The 17,348-nt window shown below is 62.1% G+C and carries 15 protein-coding genes; 6 read left to right on the top strand and 9 right to left on the bottom strand.

The genetic code is table 11. The features are described from left to right. Nucleotides 1-68: 68 nt before the first annotated feature. The 3 genes from HY57_RS01435 to HY57_RS01445 all read left to right on the top strand — a co-directional run bounded on the left by HY57_RS01435 (nt 69) and on the right by HY57_RS01445 (nt 2,889). A complete protein-coding gene (locus HY57_RS01435; RefSeq protein ID WP_019466089.1) occupies nt 69-848 on the top strand; it encodes an alpha/beta hydrolase in 780 nt (259 codons plus the stop codon). Nucleotides 849-1,047: 199 nt separating this feature from the next. Next, entirely contained in the window at nt 1,048-2,571 is a 1,524-nt protein-coding gene (locus HY57_RS01440) for a glycosyltransferase family 39 protein (protein ID WP_019466088.1), read from the top strand. 81 nt (nt 2,572-2,652) lie between these two features. Beyond that, nucleotides 2,653-2,889: a hypothetical protein gene (locus tag HY57_RS01445; protein ID WP_019466087.1), complete on the top strand. Its 237-nt coding sequence runs from the start codon at nt 2,653-2,655 to the stop codon at nt 2,887-2,889. Nucleotides 2,890-2,898: 9 nt separating this feature from the next. On the opposite strand, the gene HY57_RS01450 is transcribed toward HY57_RS01445, so the two are convergent. The 3 genes from HY57_RS01450 to HY57_RS01460 form a co-directional block, all read right to left on the bottom strand. After that, nucleotides 2,899-3,837, bottom strand: a complete 939-nt coding sequence (locus HY57_RS01450; RefSeq protein WP_144240742.1) for a leucine-rich repeat domain-containing protein — start codon at nt 3,835-3,837, stop codon at nt 2,899-2,901. A 77-nt stretch (nt 3,838-3,914) separates the two neighbouring features. Next, complete coding sequence (locus HY57_RS01455; protein ID WP_144240743.1) at nt 3,915-4,175, bottom strand: hypothetical protein; 261 nt, start codon at nt 4,173-4,175, stop codon at nt 3,915-3,917. Nucleotides 4,176-4,309: 134 nt separating this feature from the next. Beyond that, nucleotides 4,310-5,239, bottom strand: a complete 930-nt coding sequence (locus HY57_RS01460; RefSeq protein WP_019466084.1) for a LysR family transcriptional regulator — start codon at nt 5,237-5,239, stop codon at nt 4,310-4,312. Between the two features lie 138 nt (nt 5,240-5,377). Here HY57_RS01460 and HY57_RS01465 point away from each other — a divergent pair, with 138 nt between their 5' ends. After that, the gene (locus tag HY57_RS01465; RefSeq protein ID WP_019466083.1) at nt 5,378-5,923 is read left to right on the top strand and encodes a lipocalin-like domain-containing protein; all 546 of its coding nucleotides are present in this window, start codon (nt 5,378-5,380) and stop codon (nt 5,921-5,923) included. A gap of 201 nt (nt 5,924-6,124) precedes the next feature. Here HY57_RS01465 and HY57_RS01470 read toward each other — a convergent pair whose 3' ends face one another. Beyond that, complete coding sequence (locus HY57_RS01470; protein WP_200873897.1) at nt 6,125-8,266, bottom strand: alpha-N-acetylglucosaminidase; 2,142 nt, start codon at nt 8,264-8,266, stop codon at nt 6,125-6,127. Between the two features lie 847 nt (nt 8,267-9,113). Next, a complete protein-coding gene (locus tag HY57_RS01475; RefSeq protein WP_019466081.1) occupies nt 9,114-11,957 on the bottom strand; it encodes a TonB-dependent receptor plug domain-containing protein in 2,844 nt (947 codons plus the stop codon). Between the two features lie 479 nt (nt 11,958-12,436). Between HY57_RS01475 and HY57_RS21790 the strand changes: the two genes are divergently transcribed. Beyond that, nucleotides 12,437-12,598 (top strand): hypothetical protein, encoded by a 162-nt coding sequence (locus HY57_RS21790; protein ID WP_157786194.1) that lies wholly within the window; start codon nt 12,437-12,439, stop codon nt 12,596-12,598. A 34-nt stretch (nt 12,599-12,632) separates the two neighbouring features. On the opposite strand, the gene HY57_RS01480 is transcribed toward HY57_RS21790, so the two are convergent. Then, nucleotides 12,633-13,154, bottom strand: a complete 522-nt coding sequence (locus HY57_RS01480; RefSeq protein ID WP_019466080.1) for a DUF3291 domain-containing protein — start codon at nt 13,152-13,154, stop codon at nt 12,633-12,635. 642 nt (nt 13,155-13,796) lie between these two features. On the opposite strand from HY57_RS01480, the gene HY57_RS01485 reads away from it, so the two are divergent. Continuing rightward, a complete protein-coding gene (locus tag HY57_RS01485) occupies nt 13,797-14,240 on the top strand; it encodes a cupin domain-containing protein (RefSeq protein ID WP_019466078.1) in 444 nt (147 codons plus the stop codon). A 596-nt stretch (nt 14,241-14,836) separates the two neighbouring features. Here the strand turns inward: HY57_RS01485 and HY57_RS01490 are convergent. The 3 genes from HY57_RS01490 to HY57_RS01500 form a co-directional block, all read right to left on the bottom strand. Then, nucleotides 14,837-15,625, bottom strand: coding sequence for a hypothetical protein (locus HY57_RS01490; protein ID WP_235186600.1), 789 nt, complete (start codon nt 15,623-15,625; stop codon nt 14,837-14,839). 234 nt (nt 15,626-15,859) lie between these two features. Next, entirely contained in the window at nt 15,860-16,456 is a 597-nt protein-coding gene (locus tag HY57_RS01495; RefSeq protein WP_026034066.1) for a hypothetical protein, read from the bottom strand. A gap of 217 nt (nt 16,457-16,673) precedes the next feature. Continuing rightward, entirely contained in the window at nt 16,674-17,297 is a 624-nt protein-coding gene (locus HY57_RS01500) for a uracil-DNA glycosylase (RefSeq protein ID WP_019466075.1), read from the bottom strand. Nucleotides 17,298-17,348: the final 51 nt, after the last annotated feature.

The raw sequence follows: 17,348 nt of genomic DNA on the forward strand, positions 1-17,348 counted from the left end.
AGCATCCGTCCTCCCCCCGCGATGTATGTCCCCGCTTCGTTTCGTCACATAACCTTTTGGAGATTCTGATGAAGATCAAAGCTTTTGGCCTTGCCGCCCTGACCGCCATGACCCTCGCCACCGCCGCCCACGCCGCCAGCGCCACGGCGCCCAAGGGCCAGGATGCCATCAAGAATGTCGTGCTCGTGCACGGCGGGTTCGTCGACGGCTCCGGCTGGCAGAAGGTCTACGACATCCTCAAGAAGGACGGCTACAACGTCACCATCGTGCAGAACCCCACGACGTCGCTGAGCGATGACGTCGCCGTCACCAAGCGCGCCATTGCCCAGCAGAACGGCCCCGTTGTCCTCGTCGGCCACTCTTACGGCGGCGCGGTGATTTCCGAAGCCGGCACCGAGGCCAAGGTGCAGCGCCTGGTGTACATCGCTGCCTTTGCGCCCGACGCGGGTGAGTCGGTGCAGACGCTGATCGGCAACCCGCCCCCGGGCGCATCGCAGCCGCCGATCCTGCCGCCGCAGGATGGCTTCCTGTTCCTGGATCGCGCGAAGTTCGCAGCCGCCTTCGCGGGCGACGTCCCGGCCCCCGAAGCCAGCTTCATGGCCGATTCGCAGGTGCCGTGGGGTGTCCAGGCGTTGTCCGGCCAGGTGACGGTGCCGGCCTGGAAGACCAAGCCGAGCTGGTATCTGGTGACCCTGGACGACCACATGATTCCCCCGCAGGCCCAGCAGACGATGGCCAAGCGCGCAGGCTCGACCGTGGTCGAGGTTGCCGGCAGCCACGCCATCTATGTCTCCAAGCCGGCGGTGGTCGCCAAGCTCATCGAGCAGGCGGCGCACGACAAGAAGTAATCGCGGCAAGCAGTGCAGGCAGGGGCGGGGCGCCATCGGCGCTCCGCTCTTTCTTTGTCGTTCCGGCACGCAGGGGCGTTGCCCGGGTCGGTGGCCTGGCGTGTGCGGACATTGGCTATGCTAGGGAAGCACATGAACCGCCGCCCGCGACGTTGCACGCGCATCGGGCGAACCGCCGGCCTGTTCCAGGGATGCCTGCATGACCGCGATCAGTGTTCCCGTCCAGCACGCCCGGCCACGCCACCGTGGCAGCATCCTGCCTGTGCTCGCCATCGCCGTGCTGTTCGGCATCGCCCACATGGTGACCAACGGGCAGTACGGCTTTCACCGGGATGAATGGCAATTCCTCAGCGATGCGCAGGATCTGGACTGGGGCTTTGTGCCCTACCCGCCCCTGACTGCCGCACTGGAGCACCTGGGCCTGAGGATGTTTGGCTTGTCGCTGGTGGGCCTGCGGCTGTTTTCCGTCATCGCGCAGGTCCTGGTGATTTTCGCCAGCGGCATGATGGCGCGCGATCTGGGCGGCAAGCGCAAGGCCCAGATCTTCGCGGCCCTCGCGGTGGCGCTGTCGCCCCTGCCGATGTTCGAGGCCACGGAGTTCCAGTATTCGTCCTTCGACCTGTTGTGGTGGGTGTTGATCGCCTGGTGCGTGATCCGGCTGAGGCGTGACGATGAACCACGCTGGTGGCTGGCCATTGGCGTACTCGCCGGCCTTGGCCTGCAAACGAAGTACTCGATCGCGTTCGAGCTGGCCGGCGTGCTGGCGGGCGTGCTGCTCACCGATGCACGGCGATACGTGGCCAACCGCTGGTTCTGGGCCGGTGGCGCCATCGCGCTGCTCATCTTCGCGCCGAACCTTGCATGGCTCGTGCGGCACGATTTTGTCTCCTACCATTTCCTGCAGGGCATCCATGCGCGTGATGTGCACCAGGGGCGGGCGGAAGGTTTCCTGCGCGACCAGTTCCTGCTGAACGCCAACCTGTTCGCGGCGCCGGTCTGGCTTGCCGGCCTGTTCGCCTGCGTCAGGGACCGGCGCTATCGCATGCTTGCCTGGATGTATGTGGTGCCGCTGCTGCTGTTTCTGGTGGCACGGGGACGCTTCTATTACACCTGCGGCACTTACCCCATGCTTCTGGCGATGGGCGCCGTGGTGGGCGAGCAGTGGTTGCGCAAACTTCCCGCCGCATGGGGCACGGGAGTCGCCGCCCTGGCATGGGCCGGTGTCCTGGCGGTCGGCGTCTATGCAGCGCTGCGCATCGTGCCCATCGCTTCGAGTGGCCCGCTGCGCGACTTTGCGCTCCAGAACAACAACGACCTGCGCGAAGAAATCGGCTGGAACGAACTCGTCGCACAGGTGGCGGCCATCCGCGATGGCTTGCCTGCCGAACAACAAGCCAATCTTGGCATTGCCGTAGGCAACTATGGCGAGTATGGCTCCCTCGCGCTGCTGGGCCCGCGTTATCACCTGCCCACGCCGATCACCACCGTCAACTCCGGTTGGCTGCGCGGCTATCCGGATACACCGCCGACCACGCTTATCGTGCTGGGAAATTCGCGCGAACGCGCCGATGAACTGTTTCGCGATTGCCGTATCGCCGGCCATAAGGCCAACGCCCTGGGCGTGGCCAACGAGGAAAGCCAGTACCACCCCGATATCTTCGTGTGCGGCCCCACGCGCAAGCCATGGAACGAGCTGTGGAAGCACGGTCCTGACTTTGGGTGAGCCGTTTCAAGGCGCAGCACAAGATCCGGATGGCGCGTATCCGGTGTGAATGAAATCCTGCCGCGTCGCCGGGGGATTTTCATGAAACGCACCGCCAGCCTGTTCCTCGTGTCCGCGCTCATGGGCAGCGCCCATGCCGACTGCGAACTGCCCTACGCGCCGCCCGAGGTGCGCGCCGCGCTGCTGAGCTTTCATCACCAGACCGTGCAACGCCTTGAGACAGCGAAGCATCCCTCCACGAGGGAGCATGCCGTCAAGGCCATGCAAGGCCACGACATGCATCGCAAGGCCGAGACTCGGGCGCACGGTCAAGATTGATGCACCTCGTCAGGCCGCGGTGATCTCCGGCAACAGCTGCCTGACCGCTTCGCGCACCGCCTTCTTGAGGTTCACCGCGCCGTCAAGGCTGCTCCACAGCCGCAGCTCCTGAAGACTCCGATGGCCCACCAGACAGCGGAATGCGTCAAGGTTCAGCTGCGGCATGCCCGCGATGGTGAGTTGGCGCAAGTTGGGAGCGGCGGCGACTGCGGACAGGTCAGTGAGGCCATTCATGGTTTCCAGGGAGACTTCTTCAAGATGCGCCAGGGTGGCCAGGCTCGGCAGAGCCGTCACGTTGCGCATCGAATCCAGGTCGAGGAACTCCAGCGAGGCAAGCTGCGACAGGATGGACAGGTCATCGAGCTTGTTGATCCGAAACAGGCTCAGCCGCTTCAGGCTGGGCAACTGCGCAAGCGCAGCAAGGTTCCGCGTACCTCCAAAAGACAGGCCAAGAATGCTCAGCTCACGCAGCGGCGCCAGCAAGGCAAGGTCCGGCAGCGTGATGGATCGCATCCCCAGCGACGTCAATTGCGTGAGCTGGCTGACGCTGTCGATGTCCTTGGTGTGACCCTCGAGAAAAAGCGTGCCCAGCGCAGGCATGTCCTGCAGGAACTTCACGGACAGCCGCTTCTTCGTGCGGCCGAAGCTGAGCAGATCCAGGCCGTCTTGCAGATACGAAAACCCGCTGATGTCTTCAAGCTCCCACAGGTGCACGCTCAGCCGCCGCACGAAGGGAAAGTAGGTGAGGAACGCGAGGTCCGTGGTTCGCCCACCGTGAAAGTGCACCGTGACATCAGGCCGCCCTTCGAGCAAGCGAGCCAACTTTTCCAGGTCCGCTGCCGCCATGGGCAGCCTGACGCCGACATGCGTGCATTCCGGACCCAGTGGCTCATACGAATCGAAGCCATACCCGAAGGCGTAGTGACGCGCGGGCCGCTCTGCGGACATACCGTTGTCATCCATCACGTCAGTACCTCGTGCCTGCGGAGTGGCCCAAGACTGGCCTTCGGCACGACAGAGCGCGCTCAGACACCGCTTTGAACCAGGTAGATGGCGCAGCCAAGCTGCACGATCAGCCATATCCACCCTGCCCCGAGGAGCTGGGCGCGTGTCCGCATCGGCCAGTCAGACCGCCGCGACAGCCAGATCATCGCGTTGGCTACCATCAGCAAAAGGGCATCGCGGACCATGAAGTGTCCGTGAGGCAGGAACGGCGAACCGCGGCTGGCGACCACCTGGCCAAGCACCAGGATCAGCACGGATACGAGAGCGGCGGCGATCTTCAAGGGCTGCCTGGCCTTCGTGGCGGGCGGTCGCTGCCGCATTGGGTGGGCAGTTTAGCGCGAGGTTTTCGCGTCGGCGCGTTGGCTGTTCGCCGGGCCCTCAAGGGGCGGCCCGGGATCGACGGCCGGTATCTGGTTCATGGCCCCCGCTTGAATGCCGACGCCAGGGCGTTCCCGTCCTTGGTCGCAAACCGCCGCGCAAACTCCTGCTGAAGAAAATCGACAAAGCGGCGCACGCGTGGAGGCTGAAATACGTTGGGGTGGTACATCGCGTGTATGGGAGAGGGCGCGGACCAGGCGGGCGCATGCACGAGCTGCAGCCTGCCAGCGCTTACATCGGCCATGACCGCCCACAGTTGCCGGTACGCAAAGCCACGCCCCAGCACCGCCCATGTGCGTATGACTTCGCTGTCGGTGCACTCGTGGTATCGCCGCACGCGTACGACATCCTCGCCGAGTTGCCACTCATTCCTGGGCCCCGCCTGGGTGGTCAATACCAGGGTGGGCAGCTCCGCGAGTTCATCGGCTTGCGTCGGCATGCCGTGGACTTCGATACATGCGGGCGATGCGCACACTACGCGCCAGCTGTCGGCAAGGTGACGCGCGACAAGATCGCTGTTCTCCAATGGCCCCACGCGTATGGCGATGTCGATGTCGTCCGGCACGAAGCGCGAGAGTGAATCGGACAGCGTCAGTACCACGCGCACGTCAGGGTGCAGCTCCATGAAGCCGTTGAGGACATGGACCAGCACGTTGCGCCCCAGATCCGACGGCGCCGATACGCGCAGCGTTCCGCTGACCGCGTCGGTGCCGCTGCGCACCGCGCGTTCGGCCTCCTTCATGGTTTCGAGCGCCACTCGGCAGGAGGCGATGTAGATGCGTCCTTCGTCCGTCAGGCGCAATTGACGTGTCGTGCGCTCGAACAGGCGAGCGCCAAGCATCGTCTCCACGCGTTGCACGCAGGCACTGGCCGCCGCCGGTGAAAGCCCGGCCCGACGCCCGGCCGCCGACAAGCTGCTGAGATCGGCCACGTCGACAAGAAGCTGCATGTCGCTGAAGCGGTTCATGAGTGCCGGCCCGGAGATGGAAGGCTAGAGCCGGATCATCTTCAAATGATATTTGAAGGTCAATAAATATCGAGGCCCATTATCAAAACCAGGCGCCTGAGTGAGCATGCACTCTCCCCTCCGCCAAAAGGTGTCGCCATGTCATTCACCCAACGGGTGCTCGTTGCCTGCCTCATCGCCGCCATGGCCGCATCGCCCGTCCTGGCCACCCAGGACGACATGAAGCCCGGCGAAAGTGCCGGCCACGGCAAGGTTCCGAAAGCATTGGTTGGCGCCTGGACGCTTGTCCGTTGCGACAACGTCTACCCCGATGGCCATCGCGTGGAGCTCTACGGCCCCCATCCCACGGGCATGTGGCTTATCGACGCCGAGGGCGACTACATGATGCAGATCGTGCGCGCCAAGCGCCTGCCGTTTGCCGCCAACGACAAATCCAAGGGAACGCCCGAGGAATACCGTGCCGCCTCCATGGACACCAATGCCCACTACGGCCACGTGAGCGCCGACGACCATGTCATGCACAGCGACATCGTGCACGCGTCATTCCCCAACTGGGACGGGCGGAGCGGCGACTCCAGTTACACCATCCAGGGCGACGAGCTGACCTACCGCGTCGCCAAGCCATCGAGCGGCGCCGCGGAAGGCGCTCATGGCGAAGTCGTGTGGCGTCGCGTCCACTCCTAGAAACGCATACCGGCAAAGCGGAAGCGATCGCGTGGCGATGGGCTGGCCGAAGCGCGCATGCTCTGGCTGCGACTGGAAGGTCCGTTTTGTCTCGAATGCGGACCTTGCTGCGGCAAGTCGACATCACCCCTTCCGTTCACCACCCGTCGCTGGCGGCGCTGGAGGCTGGGTAGCCGCCCTGCCCCCTCCCGCATCCTCCCGTTAGGGTCGGCAGATTTTCAGCAGCTGCACCGTGTCGGATACGAGTTGCCAGGGATCACCGTGCGGCTCCGTTGGCTCCGGCCTGCGTGCCACGGCCCAGGCACGCTCCATCGCAAACCAATCGATCTTCGCGGGCGGTTTGCCGCTGTCCATGGACTGTTCCAGCGTTTCGAAATAGCGCTTCCAGCGCGTTTCGTACAAGCCGCTGACCAGACCGGCCAGCTGGCGATTGGCGTAATCATGCAGCCCACCCTCGTCGGCCCCGGAGCGTTCGCCCCAGACAGTGAGAATCGAACGCTGATCGTAGTCAAGCTGCGCCGCTTCGGCGTTGTCACCGGCCGCCGCACGGGCTGGCGCCAACCAAGTACCGAGCAGGAAATGCGGATCGCTCGCGAGCAAGCGATCAAGCATTGTCATGTCGTCCAGCCATGTCGATGTCAGCGCGTGGAAGTGTGCCGTGTCCTTCGCTGCATAGGCTGCCTTGATTTGCGGTAGCAATACACGTGCCTGATTGCCAAGCGCCTGGCGCGCGATATCCACCACATCGTAGCGGTACGCGCTGGTTGCGCGTAACGCGGGCGCGACCTTGAGCAGTTCGCAGGTCGCCCGGTCGAAGTGTTCGACGTCATAGCGCATGGTCGGTGGCGACCAGGTTGCCGCTGTATCAACTTCCAGCGAAGGTCGCGCATTGAACAAGCTATCCTGCGCTTCCGACCATTCGCCGGCGGGCATGGCATAAGCCGTCTCGCTCAGAATGCGCCAAGCGGCCGTGGCATGCGGATCGCTGCCACCGTAACGGTAGGTGGCATATGCAGCGAACCATGTCGATGCATCCTGAGGCACCGGCTCCCACGCCAGCGCGGTAAATAGCGCGTAGGCAGCCGGATCAGTGCCGCTGCCTTCGGGCATCCAGGCGATGCCACGCAACGCGCTGCCAAGCTTGCCGCGCCACTGCGCATAGCGTTCGAGCCACACGCCGGCATTCGCGCCCAGCGTGCTATGACCGCCGAAGTTGGGGATGCTGCCAAACGTATACGGCGCACCATGCCAGTCCGTCTCGCGGTCCAGCCCGTTGTAACGGTCGGACAGGCCATCCACCACCAGCACCTGCCCAGGATCCAACGCACGGATCACCTCCGCCGGTGGATTGTGTTGCCAGCCCAGCATCACCCAGCGCGCGCCTGGGTGCGCCGCCCGCAGCGCGGCCATCACGAGGCGGGCGGCTTCACCTTTCGGCACGTTCCCGGCACGGCCACCTTCGTGCAGCAAATCCATCTTGTACATCGTGCTGTCGCCGAACAGCGCGCTCTGCTCTTGGTAGAACGTGGCGGCAACGCGCGTGTACAACGGATCGCGTGGATCGAGCCAATCCGGCCGCTCGAAGCCGACCCAACGGCCTTGCGACACCAACGCAGCGCCAGGATGCTTCGGTGCGAACTGGGACGGTACGGTTCCGAAGTAGCCAGGCAATACCGGCGTCATGCCCAGGGCATGCAGGCGGGCGACAATCTTCTGTGCCAGCGCGACGCGACGTGCGTACTGCCGTGACGACATGGGTGCACCGAAGCCAGCCATGTTCTGCAGCAGCCACCAAGGCTGGTGCGCGGCAGCGGGAATCCACGCAGAGATCTCCGCATTGCTGTAGCCGAAAGACGTGAACGTGCGGCGATACACCTCTTCGGTGCCGATCGGCATGAACACTTCGTTGATGCCATGCAGTGCGAGCACATCAATCTTGTGCTCCCAGGCCGGCCAATCCAGATAAGCATTCGAATAGCCGTCGTCCGTATCGTTCAGGGCGTAGCGATCCGGCACGACGGCGGAACCCTCCATCGGCGAGACCGGTGCGGGCAATGTGACCGGCAGTTGCGCGAGGCTGTCGCCAGGCCAGCCCATGCTGACGTGCACCACCTGCTCTAGATAGGTCTCCACGCCGCGGAGCAGCACCGCCGGCGAGCTACCTTCAATAACGATGTGTCCGGGTGTGCCACGGATGCGGAAGCGATCAGCGCCTTGCCCACCCAACGCGACCAAGGTGAATTGCGCCTGCCAGCGCGGCAGCAGGCGCATTAACGCGGCCTGCGCAGGCGCAACGTCAAAGGCCGGTTTCGCCGGCAGGGTGCCAGCGTGGACAATACTCATGCCGGCACCCGCCATCAGCCAACATGCCAGCCGTTGCGTCCATCGGCCAGGCCTTGCACTAGCCACAGCTTCGCATGCCATGCGGACGATTTCCCATCGCTATGGAAACAACTCGGTGGTAAAGCAGACCATATACATGTCTGCTGAGCAAACGAAGAGATAAAGATCTTTGCCGGAGCGCGCCGTTTATCGGGGCTGCCTTTGCTGATCGACCGGAGCGGTTGGAGAATGAATCCAGCACGCCTTTCTTCAAGGCCCGCTTCACGCTCTGAAGCATTCCGTCAGCTAGGCGACGAAGCCAGCCCGGCGAGCAAATGAGAACCGCAGCGTAGTAGAGCCTTGAGGCAGCAAGCCTCGTCACAAGGCATATTGGGCTGCCTGCAGCGATGCAGGATGGGCGCGTCCGCTATGGGTCGGACGCGGACGTGTCGGGCGCACTCAACCCCCAGCCGACAGGGGCCCAATCTCTGACTCCGCGCTACGACACGACACATTCATCGCCACATGCGTGAGCTGTCGTGGTTCAGCTATCGAACGCCCTTGTGGGCGGCGTGGCACAAGATCAATTTGAGGCCACTGGTGGACGTCTTCCGTCAGACGCTGGTTGCAGCCAGCCGTGCCGTACAAGACGTTGTTCCGGAGAACGCGGCGCCGTGAATGTGCGCAAACGGCCTGGGGCTTCAAGGCGCCCTGCGGGTGGTCACTTGGGTGGCAATGCCCGGCCTGGGTCGAAAGCGGACAATCCTTCCCGGCAACCGAAGGTTGCCACATCCCGGCGGAGCATGGGTTCCCCCATGCTCCGCCGGTCGACCGTTGATGTGAGCGAGAAGCGCCGTTTGCTACGTTTTTACGACTTCTTCCCGAAGTGATAGTCGAGCTCGATCCACCACTGTCGCCCATAGATGTCGTACGTGCTGGATGGGTAGTTCGGCCAGCCGCCGGTGCGATCCACCGGGAATCGATTGGCGATGTTGTTGACGATCAGGGATACCGACGTCTGCGTGTTGAACTGGTAGCCCACGCTGGTATTGAACAGCACGTACGGCGATCGGTAAGCCGACTGATCGAGCAGCGGAATGCGGCCATAGCGGATGCCGTTGATCGTTGCCGACCAACTATCCAGGCGCCAGCTGAGCGTGCCGCTGACCTTGCTTCGCCACTCGTTCTGGTAGGCCAGGCTCAGGTCGTCCTGGATAGGATCGCCGGCGAACTGCTCGTACTTGTGGTTGAAAACAGTGGTGTAGTCCAGCTTGAAGTCATAGTGGCCATAGCGCTCTCCCCAGCGGATGTTAGCCGTGGCATCCATGCCGCTCGTGTGCTCGTTCGCCGCATTGATGGGGTTGATGTCGACCATCGACACGTAGCCGGGATTGACCACGGCGTTGGACGGGTTTCGATGCACACGTGAGATGGCGTCGCGGCACAATGTGGATTGCGGATCGACAGGCGTGCCGGAAAGCGTCTTTCCTTCCAGGCAGTCGGCGTCGGTGCGCAGCAGCTGGTCGACGCTCAGGTCTGTGACTTCGTTGGTGATCGCGATGTGGTAGTAGTCGACCGAAAAGTCGATGTTCCGCGTGGGCGACCAGACCACGCCGTAGGTGAAGGAACGGGCTTGCTCCGGCTTCAGGTTACGGTTGCCGCTCTGGCTGTAGTTGATGTTGAACACCTGGTCGCAGCTGCCGTAGGGCTGGTTGCTCTGACGGCACAGGTAGTAGTCGGTCTGGCCCGGCTCGTAGCCCAGCGTCTGCGTGGAGAAGATGTAATTCATGTCAGGCGCGCGGAAGCTGGTGGCATAGCTTCCGCGCAGCAGGAGCCCGTCGATCGGACGGTATTCCAGGCCCAGGTTGTAGGTGGCTTTGCCGATCGAGTTGCCGGCGAAGTTGAAGCGGTCGTAGCGCGCCGCGCCCGACAGGATCAGCGACGACAGTATCGGCGCATTGAATTCCACGCCCACGGCCTGGTTGCGTCGCGTGCCACGCGAGTCATCCGCGCTCGACGTCCCCCAGAAGTAACCCTGGTTGATCCGGGCGTCGGGGGTGTTGCGAAAGCCCTGGTCACCCAGCTCGGCCACGGCGGCGATGTTGAGATCGCCGTGGGGCAGCTCCAGCACCGGACCATTCACGACAAGGCTGGCGGTTTCCGTCCACGAGGTATTCTTGCTCGTGCTGCGTGCGGCGATGGAGTCATAGTCCTGGCCCGATAGCGGGCTGTAGAGCCTCGACAGGTTGGGCGCGTAGATCGGGAAAGGCGTGCCCTGGACGTTCTGCGTGCCGATCTGCGGACCAAGGAAGAACGAATCCGCGTCGGTCAGGAAGCGGTAGCGCGTCTGCTCGCTGCTGTAATGGGAGGTGGTGAAGTTGGCGTCGTACTGCCAGCGACTATCGCCAAAATTTCCCTTGGCGCCGACGGACGCCGTCCACGACCGCTCGAGGTAGATGCGGTTGTAGGCGCTCAGGCCGATGCCTTCATCCGGGGCGATCGTTCGCTGCCAGTTTTCCAGCTGCTGCGTGTTCGCATCCCAGAACGGCCCCACGACGGTGGAGGTTCCCCAAGACGGCGGACCGATCAGGGTACTGGTGACCTTTGTGTCATCGGCGAGGAAGTCGCCGTACAGAGACGTGTGGTCGTTGAGCGCGTAGTGAAGCGAAGCAAAGGCCGACGCCTGCCGCTTGCCAGCGCCGATGGTTCCGTCGTTGTAGTACCGATCGCTGCCGCAATACGTCCCAGGCCTGTTGGGATCATTGCTGGTTGCAAGGCCCACGCTCCCGCCCATGAGGCCGGAAAGGGCAGAGCAGGCACCATTGGGTGGTGAGAAATACCCGCCGCCGATGGGGTCGCGAATGGAGGCCACCGAGGGCACCGATGTCGTGGGGTCGATCGCGCCGCGGGTGTAGGACGCACTCAGGTTGCGGTCGCCGAACATCAGCGGCTGCACGTGATTGAGCTCAAGCCCGGCGATGCCGGTCAAATTACCGGCAGAGATGCCCTGGGTCAGCTGCAGGCGCTGGTTCTCGCCGCCACCGCCCTGAGTGCCACCGGCGCGCACGTTGATGTCGGTGCCGTCATAGTGTTGCTTGAGGATGATATTGACGACGCCGGCAATGGCATCGGAGCCATAGATGGCCGACGCACCCGCATCGGTAATTTCGATCCGCTCGATGGATTCGGATGGGATATTGGCGAGATTGACCGCGTTGACTTCGCCGTTGTACGCCACCGGGTACTCCGCCAGGCGATGACCATTGACCAGCACCAGCGTGTGGTTGGGTCCAAGGCCGCGAAGGCTGACGAAACTGGCGGCTGGCGTGAAGGTGCTGCCGAAATCCTGGCCGGTGGTAATGCCCGTGTTCTGCGTGGCCTGTGAAATGGCGTCGTAGGCGTTTCGATAACCCCTGGCGTCGATGTCCGCTGCGGTGATCACCGTGACGGGTGACGGCCCTTCCAGGTCAGAACGGGGAATGCGCGAACCGGTAACGACCACTTGCTCGAGCTGCTTGACGGGCTTCTTTTCCGCGTCGGCACTCGTTGTCGTGGACGACTGCGTTTGCGCTTCACTGGCATTGCCGCTCACGGGTTGCGGGTTGGTTTGTGCCCAGGCTGACGCCGAAAGGGTGATGCCGATCGCGATGGCGATGGCACTGCGCTGGAGTCGCTTCTTGCTTGGCACCGATACGGAGACGGGTCGTGACATGGCGGGGTTGTTCCTTGATATGACACATCGATCCGGCGACTGACGCCAGACGAGGTGTTCCTTGTGGGGTTTGACTGCTACGGGGAGGGGCGGACAACAGGTACGACTGGACGTACTTTCAACAAGACCTGGCGGAACAGAGGCCGCTGCGTTCGATCGGGTCTTGGAATGTGTTGACGTGCATGACCTAGTGACTCATCCGGGCGTAATCGCACGATGCGAGTGGACGTCCATGCCTCTAATTCTTCTTGAGTCGCCTGCCATGTCAACCAACGGCCGCGTCTCGACCAGCCCCTGACCGGTGCATCAGCAGTCTTGCCATGCCACACCTGCTGATGCCTTGGCATCACTCAAGGAAGCGCTCTGGTCGATCTTCTGCCTGATTTCACAGCAGTTTCACCAAGATGGGATGTCGGCTCTTGTCCAGGCGGCAAGGCGCAGCTTATGCCGAAGAAAGCCTAAGCTTATGAGGAATAACCATGAAGAAACGCCCTGACATCTGCATCGTTTCGCGATCGCTTGGCCCCTTTCACCTCCTTGAAAAGATGCCACTGATGGTCGGCGATGGTGGTCATCGCGACGGGAGCATCAAGGCTATGCCCTTTCGTCTTGGCCAAGGAGTGCCAAAAGATCGGCTTTGAATCCAGCAGTCCGCGCAGCGAGATCTTGCGCCCGTCATGACGCAGGGCGTGGCGCCTTCATGCGGGTGGGTTCGCCCATGGCGTCGAATGGCTTTCGAAAAGAGAACGCCGTGGGCGTGGGGCCATGGATGTGGAGATGATCGATCCGCTCCACGGCTTCGCTCCAGCTTGGCTGGTGCTGCCCGTCGACCCACCACGCCACATAGGTTGGCCATGACCCGCTTTCGGCCCAATCCGCACGCCGTGACAGCGCCTCGCGATGGACGCCGTGATAGGCGAAGGCTGCGACCGATTCCAGGTCACGCCACAACGAAAGAGTCATCGCAAGCCGAGTCATCGCGAGTCCATCCGGGGCGCAGGCGGGCGCAATGACCGGCCCCCACGAGTGCTCCCACGTTTCCACATCCCGGACAGATCGGTCAAAGAAGCCTTCGCTACCCTCGGCGGCCGCGTAGACGTCTCCGATGCGGTCGACGAAGCCTTGAACGAGAGGATCGCCGACGGGCGCCCTTAAGACGCCGAACGTGAAGAAGGCAATGCGAGGATTGATGTGCATAGGACAACACCTCCCAGTGAGACCGCGAGCTGAAGCACGTTGGCGGGAATGGCCGGAGGATGGCTGCCACGGCCATGCCCGCGCCGGGTCGAAAGCGAACATCTTTTGTCGATGCCGCATAACCGATCGACCCGTGCCGCCGAAAGAAGCAAGGCGCCCATCGTTACAACTACCAGAGCCACCGACCCTTTCGAACACTGCTTTCGGCCGCTCCGCTTGCGCTATCGCGTCGTTTCCGGCCGTTCGATGGATGCCATTCGGCCTACCACCCGGTCCGCTTCGGGCTTCGCCTGCCGGTCAGTCACGTTGGGCTCTACCCTGACATAGCCCGCCGCCAGGCGGTCGGTGAGGTAGCCCATGCTCTGCGTGGTCATCTGCGCGCGCTAGGCCAATTCACTGAGCCGCGATCCACCCTCGGCTATGTTGCGGAGTAAGCTCGAACGCGGGCCGAATGCCGGGAAAGCCGGCCTCGGTCAACCGTCCGTAGACACGAGTACGTACCGTCTCTTCGATGCGGCGCAGCAAGGACCCCAGGGTCCGTCTCTGAAAAGTGAGGTTGGTCGGTTCCATGGGGCAGTATCGACACTAGACAGTCCATCTGTCTGTTGTAGACAGGCGTTCTGTCCAACGGAGGATCAGGATATGCCAGGGCCCATCGTCGTCGATGCGGGTGCGTCGCGGGCGTTGAACATCGTCGGCGAGAAGCTGACGGTGCTTGCCTCCGGCGACCAGACCGGAAGCTACGAGGTGTTCCATCAACTGGGTGCGGAAGGCAGTGGTCCGCCACCGCATCATCACCCCTGGGACGAAGCCTTCTACGTCATCCGCGGCGCGGTCACGTTTGGCATGGGCGACCAGGAATTGGTGGCGCTGCCTGGGACGTTCGTGCACATACCCGGGGGAACAACGCACTGGTTCCGGTTTGGGGAGGACGGCACCGAGATGGTGTCGCTCACGTCACATGCTGGCGCCGCCGCCATGTTCGCCGAGTTCGACCGCGAAATCGCTCCGGACAAACCGGACATAGCCAAGCTGGTTGAGATCGCTGGCCGCCATGGCGCCACGATCGGGGCACCGAAGGGCTGAGGGTAGTAACGCAGCAGGCACTCGACGTGGCGCTGCTACCCGCCAGTTTGACGATGCCTGTCGAATCTCCACTATGTGTGGATGGCGGACGTTCGGGCTATCGTCCATTCACGTCTCCGAAGATCTTGCACTACGTCGGCGGTCGCCATCGTTACAACTTCTTCTTGTTATATCGGTTCGCCTACCGATAGGCACTGTCATTTGGCTCTCGCTCCTCTGCAGAGCAAGCGGAGTCCGATCCTTCAACGATGCGGAGTCCATGGCCAGACCTGCCGGGGTCGATGTCCAAGCCCGGTGGGAATATCAATTAAACAGTGGTCTCCATGCCCGCTGTCGTTCGCCGCGCCGGCTTCCTCGTTTCCGAGCTTCAGCGCACTCATCGCTGGCCAGCGGCTACGCACGATGCAATTGGCGAAATCAAAATTCCGGAAGCACGCGCCTAAAGGGAAGAGAAGCACCAACGCCAAGGCCGGCTTTCCACGTTTCAATCTCCCCTTCTTGAGATCCGCCATGGGTCGAAAGCGGACGTCAAAAATCTACAGTCGCGCCTCGGCAGATGGGCCAAAGCGCGACTGTACGTTCCACGCGGGTTCCCCTTACTGCTTGTTGGCCACCCATGACGTCGTGCGATTGCGCAGCTTGTCCTCGGTAACCACCTTGAGGGTCTTGCCATCAGCAGACACCGTCGCCGTCATGACGGTAATGACCTTGCCATTGCGAAGGTCACTCTCCTCGAGCGTGTTGCCGGCAACTTTGACTTTGACACTCGTCACGCCCGGATCACCCTGGAAGGGAGCTTCGGTGCCGTCGATCTTCGCGCTGTAGGACTGACCGTTGGGCATGCTGAAACTGAGCATGCCGTCCGCCTCTTTCCACGTCCACGTCGTGCCGTTGTCGGACACGTGGAGTGCCTTCGAAATCTGCCATTTTCCCGACCACGCATGGGAACCCGCAGGCCCGGGGGCCACCCGGACGAACTCGTAGGAACCCGTCACCGGCGCGCCACTGCCGGTACTGTCGATGTACTCGTTCCGGCCCGTCTTGCCGTCGGCTGCCAATACGGCCGACATCGTCTCGGTCACCTTGCCAGCCTTCTTGTAGGTGGTCTTGATCGTATGGGCATCCACCACTTCGACGGCTACGGTGTCGAAATAGGGGTTGCCCTGGACCGGCTGGTCCTTCCCGTCAGCCTTGATTGTGTAAGGCGGGACACAGGTTTTGCAGTCGAACATGCCGTTCTGCAAGACGAACTCGTACGGTTTCTTTGACTCCTGGGTCTGGCTCAAATCGGTCTTCCAGGTGCCGTCGAACACACTACCTGCAAAGGCGCAAACCGGCGACACAAGTGCCAGGGCAGCAAAGACCTTTCGGAACGTACTCATCATCGGTACTCCCTTCAGTAGGTGACGGAGGTGGCCATGAGCGGCCGTTGTTGCAGCGAAACCAACGTCGCTAAAGGGTCTTTGCACGGAGCAGTGCTTACAACTATGCCTTGTCGTGTATTGATTTACCCCGACGAGGTGAGAAACACTTGACGACTTTGCCGCGGATGTCGCCAGCTGCGCCCCGGCCCGCTCGAACTACCATCAGGAAGTGTCCGCTTTGGGTCGGAAGCGGACCTACCGCCAAGCCGCAAAACCCGCAGCCAAAACGATAAGAAGGAAGCCAACGACCAGGATTTTAGTTAGGCGGCGACTGTTCCTTCGTACAAGCGGTGGAGCTTCGCTCTGCACCCACTTCGTATCACCGGCGACCTGCATTTCCCAAGGTCCCCAGGTTTCCCGACGATAAAAAAGGGCCTGATAGGGCTTCAACGCCTGCCCTAGCTCACCGAGAAGGGCATCAAACCCAACTAGGCTCCCGGCGATTTTTGCCAAGCACTCGTCGTTCGTACCCAGAATCCAAGAATCCGTCCCACTTCTGGGGGCACTCGCAGTAATGACCTGTGCGATTGAACTTAGGGGGATGGTATGGGTACGGAAGATGCCTGTAATCGAGAGGCCGCCGGAGACAACCTGCACGTTGTAGCGCCACACGTAAATGAAGCTCCACGCCAAAAACGCAAACACCGCAGCTCCAAGCAGGGTTAACGCCGCATAGGCACCCGCGCCTGAAAATGGTCCTAATGCGATTACCGCCTGCGAAAAACCTCCAAACGCCATAACGAGAACAACCAAGAGCAGAAAAGGAAACCACCTAGGAAAGCTGTGCTTCATAGATCCTCTGTCGCTACGGTTTTGGATAGACCCTGTGCCGTGCCTACGCCAGGGGCGCGCCTGACGATTTCCAGCCCAATGTCAGCTATGGGTCGGAAGCAGACCTTAGCCGATCTGCTTTGGTTCGGAAGCGGACTTTCTCAGCGGTCCCCTAGGCCTCAGCTTCGGCGGCTTCCAGCAAGCTCACGCCGACCGCACTGCGTGACCTACAGGAGCGTCACAGCTCACTCGCTTGCTTCCATTGCACGGGTATTGCTTTCCACAGATCAGGGTTGATGCTGCGAACTTTGGGTCCAGGGTGAGCAGAGGTGAGTACGCGAAAGCCCATCGCCTGGATCAAGGGAAGTGCCATTTTGGCCTTACCACCAACCAGAACTACTGTCTGAACATTCGGAAGGAGCGGCAGCAGGTTCTTCAATTCATCAATCCCTCGACGGACTTCTTCGCTCGTCGTCTTGATCGTTTCATTCCATCCTGGGATGACGTTCCAAAGTACAGTTCGCTTTCGAGAAATCCCCGCCTGCACCATGAAACGGAATAGGGCTTCCGCGGTTGGGTCGTCGTTGTTTCGTGAGATGAACCCCGATCCCTTTTGCTTTCCGGTCGCTGAAGTCTTCGGGCCTGGTTTTTCCAAAAGGAAGAGCATGTCCGCGTCCACCCCTCCATCGAGAGGGTCGAAGTCCTGAAACTCCCAATCTGGGTATTTCGCCCTTAAGCCATCAACATACCGAGAGAGAGGTTCGATATGGCGCGCGAAGAGCATTCGCTCGCGCTCCGCAATCGCCTCGGGCTTCCGGAGCGAACGCGGCGCGTCCGGGATTGTGCTTGTCATGGTCTGCATGTGAAGAATTGCTAGCCTTTTGATGATAGTCACCAATCGCGACTACGTTCC

It is taken from the genome of Dyella japonica A8, from assembly GCF_000725385.1.
Classification (GTDB): domain Bacteria; phylum Pseudomonadota; class Gammaproteobacteria; order Xanthomonadales; family Rhodanobacteraceae; genus Dyella; species Dyella japonica_C.

Coding starts and splice junctions, on each gene's coding strand:
- HY57_RS21790 (WP_157786194.1), top strand. CDS start 12,437: ATGAAGAAACGCCCTGACATCTGCATCGTTTCGCGATCGCTTGGCCCC.
- HY57_RS01475 (WP_019466081.1), bottom strand. CDS start 11,957: ATGTCACGACCCGTCTCCGTATCGGTGCCAAGCAAGAAGCGACTCCAG.
- HY57_RS01470 (WP_200873897.1), bottom strand. CDS start 8,266: ATGAGTATTGTCCACGCTGGCACCCTGCCGGCGAAACCGGCCTTTGAC.
- HY57_RS01440 (WP_019466088.1), top strand. CDS start 1,048: ATGACCGCGATCAGTGTTCCCGTCCAGCACGCCCGGCCACGCCACCGT.
- HY57_RS01495 (WP_026034066.1), bottom strand. CDS start 16,456: ATGAAGCACAGCTTTCCTAGGTGGTTTCCTTTTCTGCTCTTGGTTGTT.
- HY57_RS01450 (WP_144240742.1), bottom strand. CDS start 3,837: ATGTCCGCAGAGCGGCCCGCGCGTCACTACGCCTTCGGGTATGGCTTC.
- HY57_RS01465 (WP_019466083.1), top strand. CDS start 5,378: ATGTCATTCACCCAACGGGTGCTCGTTGCCTGCCTCATCGCCGCCATG.
- HY57_RS01435 (WP_019466089.1), top strand. CDS start 69: ATGAAGATCAAAGCTTTTGGCCTTGCCGCCCTGACCGCCATGACCCTC.
- HY57_RS01485 (WP_019466078.1), top strand. CDS start 13,797: ATGCCAGGGCCCATCGTCGTCGATGCGGGTGCGTCGCGGGCGTTGAAC.
- HY57_RS01460 (WP_019466084.1), bottom strand. CDS start 5,239: ATGAACCGCTTCAGCGACATGCAGCTTCTTGTCGACGTGGCCGATCTC.
- HY57_RS01480 (WP_019466080.1), bottom strand. CDS start 13,154: ATGCACATCAATCCTCGCATTGCCTTCTTCACGTTCGGCGTCTTAAGG.
- HY57_RS01445 (WP_019466087.1), top strand. CDS start 2,653: ATGAAACGCACCGCCAGCCTGTTCCTCGTGTCCGCGCTCATGGGCAGC.
- HY57_RS01500 (WP_019466075.1), bottom strand. CDS start 17,297: ATGCAGACCATGACAAGCACAATCCCGGACGCGCCGCGTTCGCTCCGG.
- HY57_RS01490 (WP_235186600.1), bottom strand. CDS start 15,625: ATGATGAGTACGTTCCGAAAGGTCTTTGCTGCCCTGGCACTTGTGTCG.